Source organism: Kitasatospora sp. NPDC127111 (assembly GCF_042677465.1).
GTDB lineage: Bacteria > Actinomycetota > Actinomycetes > Streptomycetales > Streptomycetaceae > Kitasatospora.
This window is the reverse complement of record NZ_JBHXTG010000148.1, coordinates 1-6,121: the sequence shown is the minus strand read 5'-3', so window position 1 is coordinate 6,121 and position 6,121 is coordinate 1. Positions and strand designations below refer to the sequence as shown.

The following is a 6,121-nucleotide window of genomic DNA, read 5'->3' as shown; positions in this document are numbered from 1 at the left end:
TCCTCGCCGCCCAGGGCCCCGGCGCCTGGCCCGTCTGCTCCGTCAAGGCCGGCCTCACCAAGTAACACCCCCGGCTCCGAGCAGCCACCCCCGGCGAACCACGCCCGGCACCCGCCACCACAACGACGCCGCCGCACCGACCGCCCCCACGGGCCGAGTCCGGTACGGCGGCGTCGTGGCGTTCCCGGAGCCGCGGGACGGACAGCCTCCCGGGCCGTCGTCTCCAGGTCCCCACCCGCCCGCGCCGCGCCGCCACCATCCGCACCTCGTGCCCGGCGCCCGGCCGCCGGAACGACGGCAGGCGGGAGGCTCCGGCGGACGGGAGGCGCCGCCGGGCGGGAGGCTCCGCCGGATAACCCGTCGCGGGCGGGGACGGTGCTGTGGCAGGGTGCGGGCCGGGTCCCGCCGTCCCGCGGCGGCCCGAACCGCCCGACCGCCGATCAGTGTTGACCACGGGAGCGCCCGATGACGATGCCAGCGCGCATGGTCCCGCTGCTGGAGCAGTACGACTTCGCCCGCAAGCGCCTCGCCGACCGCCCGGCCGGGCCGGTGGTGGACAGCGGCAACGGGACGGACGTCGCGGTCGGTCCGCTGACGGACGACGAGTACCTGTGGGAGCCGGTCCTCGACTGCTGGTCGGTGCGCCGGCACTCCGACGGACCCGGGGCGCGCGCGACCCTGCTGGTCGGCGCGGGAGACTGGGGCCGCGACGCCACCCCGGCCCCGCACTCGGTTCCCCCGCCGTTCACCACCTTGGCCTGGCGCCTCAGCCACCTGACCGAGATGCTCGCCCTCCGGGCCGACCACACCGGGGGCAGCCGATCGCTCACCCGGGACGACCTGCCGGTGGCCGGGGAGGCGGAGAGCGCGATCGCGGCGTTCGAGGCGGCGGCCGACGCCTGGCGGGCGGTTCTGGTCGCCACCGACGACGCGGCGCTCGACACCGTCGGCCACAGCAGCTACCCGTACGGCAGCGACCCGGAGGACCCGTTCATCGACATCGTCTGGTGGGTCAACCAGGAGCTGCTCCACCACGGCGCCGAGATCGCCCTCATGCGCGACCTCCACCGCGCCCCGGCGTGGCCGGCCTGACGGCGTCCCGGCCGACCGCACCGTCCGGCGCCGCCCCTCCCGCACCGCCCCTCCCGCACCGTCCCTCGCGCACCGCGGCTCCCGCGGTCACTCCGGGCGGGGCGGGAGCGGCAGCGGGAGGGCGGGCAGGCCGTCGATGCTGGTGCCGATGTACGGCTTGCCCTCGCAGTAGGTGTTGAACTCCTCGTCCGTCTTGCGGTCGAAGTACTGCACGTGGAGGTCCCGGTCCGCGCGGTAGTCCATCAGCGGCACCGCGAACCCGCACGAGTCGCTCACCCGGTCCGCCTTCACCAGCACGATCGCCCGCAGCGCGGACCCGTCGGCCGCGGGGTCGAAGTGCCGCAGCAGTCCGGCGAACCGGTCGTCGTCGCGGAACACCGGCTCGCCCCGCCCGTGCACCCGGACGACGGTCGGCGGCCCGTCGAAGGCGCACCACATGAGGGTGATCCGCCCGTTCTCCCGGAGGTGCGCGATGGTCTCCGCCGTCGATCCCCCGAAGTCCAGGTACGCCAGCGTGAGTTCGTCGATCACGGCGAGCGTGCCCGACCGCCCCTTGGGCGAGAGGTTCACATGCCCGTCGGCGGCGAGCGGCGCCGTGGCGACGAAGTAGACGGGCTGACGCTCGATGAAGTCCCGGAGACGGCCGTCGATTTTCTCGTAGGTTTTTCCCATGCCGGGAATTCTCCACGGGATCCCAGATGCCGAGAACACCCCTCCCGTATGACGAGACCCACACCGGGAAATGACGACGGAAGGACGGCCTCCGGCCGGTCCGGGAACGACGGGTGCCCCCGCGCGGTACGGCGCGGGGGCACCCGCGGGCCTCGGCCCGCGGCAGTCGAGGGGCGGCCGGCCGGTCCGCCGGCCGACCGGTCACCGCATCATGTACACGCTGTCCATGAACTCGATGATCTGCTGGTCCGTCAGGCGCTGGCCGTTGCGGTGGCCCATGGCCAGGTCGGCCTCGCTGATCATGCCCACCAGCCGCTCGCCGTCGATGACCGGGATGCGGCGGATCTGGTGCTGCTCCATCTTCTTCAGCACCGTGTCCATGGTGTCCTCGGCACGGACGCAGTGCAGGTGGCCGGCCATGTCCATGGCCTTCATGTCGGCCGGGTCCTTGCCCTCGGCGATACATCGGACCACGATGTCGCGGTCGGTGATGATGCCCTTCAGCTTCTGGTCGTCGCCGCAGATCGGGAGGGCGCCGACGTTCATGTCGCGCATCATCATGGCGGCTTCGGCGAGCGTCTGGTCGGCGCGGATGCACTGGGCACCGGTGTGCATGATGTCTCGGGCAGTGGTCACTGGGACTCCTTCTCAGGTCCGCCCCCTGGATACCGGCTGTTCCGGTGCGATCACCATAAGCAACAGCCGGACGCCCCGCGAGCCCACGGAGGAGCGCGAAGTCCGGCCCGGCACCGCTCCCGCGGCCGATACTGGGGTGGTGACGCAGGAACTCGCCGACCCGGTCGACGAAGCCGTCCGGGCCAGGCCGGCCACGACCTTGCGGCCGTACGTGGCCTGGTACTCCGGCTACCGCCAGCGCGGCATCGCGCCCGCCGTGCACCGGGGCCTGCCCTCGCCGTACCTGACCTTCATCCTCACCCTGGACGAACCGCTCACCGTGGCCGGCCACCCGGATCCGGCCCAGCCGGGCGGCAGCTACCCGACGCTGCTCGGCGGGCTGCACACGTCCCCCGCGCTGATCACCCACGACGGCCGGCAGTCCGGCGTCCAGATCGCCGTGCACCCCCTGGCCGCGCGGGCGCTGCTCGGCCTGCCGGCCGGCGAGCTGGGCGGGCTGGACGTCCCGGCCGAGGCGGTGCTCGGTACGGCGAGCGGGCGGCTCCAGGAGGAGCTCCAGCGGGCCGCCGGATGGCCGGAGCGGTTCGCCGCCCTGGACGGCGCCCTGCTGCGGGCCGCACGGCCGTCCGGACAGGTGCCGCCGGAGGTCGTCTGGGCCTGGCGGGCGCTGCGGCGCAGCGGCGGGGCGCTGCCGGTGGCGGCGCTGGCCCGGGAGACCGGGTGGAGCAGCCGGCACCTGCAGGACCGGTTCCGGCGCGAGACCGGGTTGACCCCGAAGGCCGCCGCCCGGGTGATCCGCTTCGACCGGGCGCGGCAGCTGCTCGGCGCGCCCGGGCCGGTGCCCCGGCTGGCGGAGCTGGCCGCGCGCTGCGGTTACTTCGACCAGGCCCACCTGGCGAGGGAGTTCCGTTCGCTGGCCGGCTGCGCGCCCAGCGTGTGGCTGGCGGAGGAGGGACCGGACGCGGCGAAGTTCCGAAACGTCCAAGGCGGGGCGGGTGCGGCGGCGCCAGAGTGGGAGCCGTGACGGCCGCCGGGGCCGCCACCACCGCCCGGAGGAGGACTCCCGCCATGGACACCAAGACTCCCGCCCCGCAGGTCTGGCCCAGCCTGCGCGCCCGTGACGCCCGGGGCCTGATCCGCTTCCTGGTGGACGCCTTCGGCTTCCGGGAGGTCGTCACGTACGGGGAGGGCGAGCTGGTCGCGCACGCCGAACTGGCCTGGCCGGAGGGCGGTGGCGTGATGCTCGGCTCGGACCGGCCCGACCCCGGGGGCGCCGCCCCCTGGCCGGGGCGGCCGGGCACCTTCACCGCGTACGTGGTCACGGCCGACCCGGACGCGGTGCACGCCCGCGCCGTCGCCGCCGGGGCCCGGATCACCACGGGCCTCCACGAGACCGACTACGGCTCGCGCGACTTCGCCGCCGACGACCCGGAGGGCAACCGCTGGTACTTCGGCACCTACCCGGGCGCGCCCCGCCCGGCGGCCGGCTGACCGGCGATGGCTCGGCAGCCACGGGCCGCCGCCCGCCCCGCACCCGCCCCCGGCGGGGAGGCACCCGCCCCTGCCGCGGAGCCGCCCGTCGAGCGGCTGCGGGCCGTCTGTCTGGCACTGCCCGAGGTGGCGGAGCGGGTCAGCCACGGCGAGCCGACCTGGTTCGCGGGGGCGGGCCGGCGGGTGCGGGTGTTCGTGATGCTGGCGGATCACCACCACGACGACCGGCTGGCGTTCTGGTGCCCGGCCCCGGCCGGCGCCCAGGAGTCCCTGATCGCCGAGGACCCGGCCCGCTTCTTCCGGCCCCCGTACGTCGGTCACCGCGGTTGGATCGGCGTCCACCTGGACGTGTCGCCGGTCGACTGGGCGCGGGTCGAGGACCTGGTGGCGGAGGCCCACGCCCTGGTGACCGGCTGAGCGGCAGCGGCCGCAGCTGCCGGAGGAGGTCCGGCGGGGGCCCGCCCAGGTGTTCGTGATGCTGCCGGAAGGGGCCTCGCCGTTCCGTTCGGGCGTCGCGGGCGGGCGCGGGCCGGCCGCCGACGAGGAGCTCGTCCGCCCGCCCTCGCCCCGCTCACGCGCTAGGGCGGGTCCGCGCGGCGGACGGCCGACCGGGCACGGCACCGGCCGGACGGGCAGACTGGCTGCGCGGGCCCCCGCGAACCCGCGCGGGGACCGGGCCCGGCTCGGAGGCGGCCATGCCGCAGATGGTGGTGGACGGGCGCACGCTCGCCCTGTCACACCTGGACAAGGTGTACTACCCCGGCACCGGCACGCTCAAGGGCGAGGTGCTGCGCTACTACGCCGCCGTGCACACCGCACTGCTGCCGCACCTGAAGGACCGGCCGGTGTCCTTCCTGCGCTGCCCGGACGGGGTGGAGGGGGAGGTGTTCATCGCCAAGAACCCGCCCGCCGGAACACCGCGCTGGGTGCGCACGGTGGAGGTGCCGAGCAGCAGCGGGAACCTCCGGCAGGTGGTGCTGGACGACGGCGCGGCGCTGCTCTGGGCGGCCAACCTGGGCTGCCTGGAGCTGCACGTCCCGCAGTGGCACGCCGCCGCGCCCGGGCAGGCGGACCGGCTGGTGCTGGACCTCGACCCGGGCGAGGGCGCGTCCGTGCTGACCTGCCGGACGGTGGCCGGTCTGCTGCGCGAGCGGTTGGCGGCGGACGGGCTGGACTGCTGGGTGAAGACCTCGGGCTCCAAGGGGCTGCACCTGCTGGTGCCGCTGGAGCCGACGCCGAGCACACGGGTCTCCGCGTACGCGAAGACGCTCGCGGCCGCGCTGGAGGCCGCCCACCCGGACTTGGTCGTGCACACCATGGCGAAGGCGCGGCGCACCGGCCGGGTACTGGTCGACTGGTCGCAGAACAACGCCAAGAAGACCACCGCCGCGCCCTACACCCTGCGGGCGCGATCCCGGCCGACGGTGTCCACGCCGGTCTCCTGGGCCGAGTTGGAGCGGGCCCGGTCGGAGGAGGACCTGGTCTTCACGATCGACGACGTCCCGGCGCGGCTCGCGGAGTCGGGCGACCTGTTCGCCCCGCTGCTCGACCCCGGCCGGGCCCGCCCCCTCCCGTCCGCGCCGTCCCCCGAACCCGAACCCGAGCCCGCACCCGCACCCGCACCCGCACGGAAGCCGGAGGCCGGGACCGAAGGCGAACCCGAACCCGAACCCGGACGCGAGCCGGGACGGAAGCCCGGATCCCGACGCGAGCCCGCACCCGGATCCGAGCGGGCCCGGGCACGGGCGAGCACCCGCAGCCCCCTCGTCCTGGACCCGCCCGTCGAGGTGATGCGCCCGGCCGCCGTCCCCGCCGTCCCCCCGCCGGACGGGCTGGGCGGCTCGGGCGTGCTGTACGAGCTGAAGCTGGACGGCTTCCGCTGCGTGGCGTTCGCGCGCGGGGACCGCCCGCCGTACCTCCAGTCACGGACCGGGCGGGACCTCGCCGGCGAGTTCCCGCCGATCGCCGCCGCCGTCGCCCGGCTGCCGGCCGGGCTGGTGCTGGACGCGGAACTGGTCGCCTGGCGCGACGGGCGGTTCGCCTTCGAGCAGCTGCTGCGCACCCGGCAGGCCCGTGCGGCCGACGACACCGCACTCGGGCTGATCGCCTTCGACGTCCTCGCCCTGCCCGGCCGCGACGTCCGGCGGCTGCCGCTCGTGGACCGGCGCCGGCTGCTCCTCGCGGCGCTCGCCGACGTGCCGCCGCCGATCCAGCCTGTGATGGCGACCAC

6 protein-coding genes and 2 pseudogenes are annotated in these 6,121 nt (G+C 75.6%); 6 read left to right on the top strand and 2 right to left on the bottom strand.

All coding sequences use genetic code 11. The features are described 5' to 3' along the window. Positions 1 to 465 precede the first annotated feature (465 nt). Positions 466 to 1,092, top strand: coding sequence for a DinB family protein (locus tag ACFVHB_RS39675; RefSeq protein ID WP_380332798.1), 627 nt, complete (start codon positions 466 to 468; stop codon positions 1,090 to 1,092). A gap of 87 nt (positions 1,093 to 1,179) precedes the next feature. Here ACFVHB_RS39675 and ACFVHB_RS39670 read toward each other — a convergent pair whose 3' ends face one another. Both ACFVHB_RS39670 and ACFVHB_RS39665 read right to left on the bottom strand, forming a co-directional pair. Beyond that, positions 1,180 to 1,764, bottom strand: coding sequence for a pyridoxamine 5'-phosphate oxidase family protein (locus ACFVHB_RS39670; protein ID WP_380332796.1), 585 nt, complete (start codon positions 1,762 to 1,764; stop codon positions 1,180 to 1,182). Positions 1,765 to 1,965: 201 nt separating this feature from the next. After that, positions 1,966 to 2,400, bottom strand: a complete 435-nt coding sequence (locus tag ACFVHB_RS39665) for a CBS domain-containing protein (RefSeq protein WP_380332794.1) — start codon at positions 2,398 to 2,400, stop codon at positions 1,966 to 1,968. A 139-nt stretch (positions 2,401 to 2,539) separates the two neighbouring features. Between ACFVHB_RS39665 and ACFVHB_RS39660 the strand changes: the two genes are divergently transcribed. The 5 genes and pseudogenes from ACFVHB_RS39660 to ACFVHB_RS39640 all read left to right on the top strand — a co-directional run. Next, entirely contained in the window at positions 2,540 to 3,424 is an 885-nt protein-coding gene (locus ACFVHB_RS39660) for a helix-turn-helix domain-containing protein (protein ID WP_380332792.1), read from the top strand. 44 nt (positions 3,425 to 3,468) lie between these two features. Next, positions 3,469 to 3,891 carry a VOC family protein gene (locus tag ACFVHB_RS39655; protein ID WP_380332790.1) on the top strand — a complete coding sequence of 141 codons (423 nt, stop codon included), beginning with the start codon at positions 3,469 to 3,471 and terminating at the stop codon, positions 3,889 to 3,891. A gap of 6 nt (positions 3,892 to 3,897) precedes the next feature. Continuing rightward, on the top strand, positions 3,898 to 4,308 hold the full coding sequence (locus tag ACFVHB_RS39650; protein WP_380332788.1) for an MmcQ/YjbR family DNA-binding protein: 411 nt from the start codon (positions 3,898 to 3,900) through the stop codon (positions 4,306 to 4,308). A 278-nt stretch (positions 4,309 to 4,586) separates the two neighbouring features. Then, positions 4,587 to 5,465: pseudogene (gene ligD / locus ACFVHB_RS39645) on the top strand (non-homologous end-joining DNA ligase); the annotation flags it as partial. 216 nt (positions 5,466 to 5,681) lie between these two features. Next, positions 5,682 to 6,121 (top strand): annotated as a pseudogene (locus tag ACFVHB_RS39640) (DNA ligase); the annotation flags it as partial.